The sequence below is a fragment of the Mycobacterium sp. E2462 genome (assembly GCF_001672685.1).
Lineage (GTDB): Bacteria > Actinomycetota > Actinomycetes > Mycobacteriales > Mycobacteriaceae > Mycobacterium.
This window is the reverse complement of the sequence record NZ_LZKC01000386.1, coordinates 1-1,041: the sequence shown is the minus strand read 5'-3', so window position 1 is coordinate 1,041 and position 1,041 is coordinate 1. Positions and strand designations below refer to the sequence as shown.

At 66.8% G+C, this 1,041-nt stretch carries 1 pseudogene; it reads left to right on the top strand.

The window, feature by feature from the left end:
- Positions 1-44: 44 nt before the first annotated feature.
- Positions 45-749: pseudogene (locus A5714_RS20130) on the top strand (LLM class flavin-dependent oxidoreductase); the annotation flags it as partial.
- Positions 750-1,041 lie beyond the last annotated feature (292 nt).

The window sequence follows — 1,041 nt, the reverse complement described above, 5'->3', positions numbered from 1 at the left end:
GCGCCAACCGCTACGCGAACGCCTGACCGCGAAGGAACTCTCCAATGACCAAGCCGACAAAGCAAATTCATCTGGCCGCGCATTTCCCGGGTGTCAACAACACCACGGTGTGGAGCGACCCGGCGGCCGGTAGCCACATCGAGTTCAGCTCGTTCGCGCGATTCGCCCAGACCGCCGAACGCGGCAAGTTCGACTTCCTCTTCCTGGCCGAGGGATTGCGGTTGCGCGAGCAGAACGGCCTGATCTACGACCTGGACGTCGTCGGCCGCCCCGACACGTTCACCGTGCTGGCCGCGTTGGCGGCGGTCACCGAACGCATCGGGCTGACCGGCACCATCAACTCCACCTTCAACGAGCCCTACGAGGTGGCGCGGCAGTTCGCCTCGCTCGATCACCTGTCCGCCGGCCGCGCCGCGTGGAACGTGGTGACGTCCTGGGACGCCTTCACCGGCGAGAACTTCCGCCGCGGAGGCTTTTTGGCCGAAGGCCAACGCTACGAGCGGGCCAGGACCTTCCTGCAGACCACGCTGGAGCTGTTCGACTCCTGGCGCGGCGACGAGATCGTCGCGGACAAGCCGACCGGCGTCTTCCTATCCGACCCGGATGCCGGGGCGTTCGCCCACACCGACGCGCACTTCGCCATCCACGGCCGGTTCAACGTGCCTAGGAGCCCGCAGGGCCGGCCGGTGATCTTCCAGGCCGGCGACTCCGACGAGGGCCGCGAGTTCGCCGCGTCCGCCGCCAACGCGGCCAGCACGGTGAACGTGTCGGGGCGGCCGACGACGTCCAGGTCGTAGATCAGGCCGTTCTGCTCGCGCAACCGCAATCCCTCGGCCAGGAAGAGGAAGTCGAACTTGCCGCGTTCGGCGGTCTGGGCGAATCGCGCGAACGAGCTGAACTCGATGTGGCTACCGGCCGCCGGGTCGCTCCACACCGTGGTGTTGTTGACACCCGGGAAATGCGCGGCCAGATGAATTTGCTTTGTCGGCTTGGTCATTGGAGAGTTCCTTCGCGGTCAGGCGTTCGCGTAGCGGTTGGCGG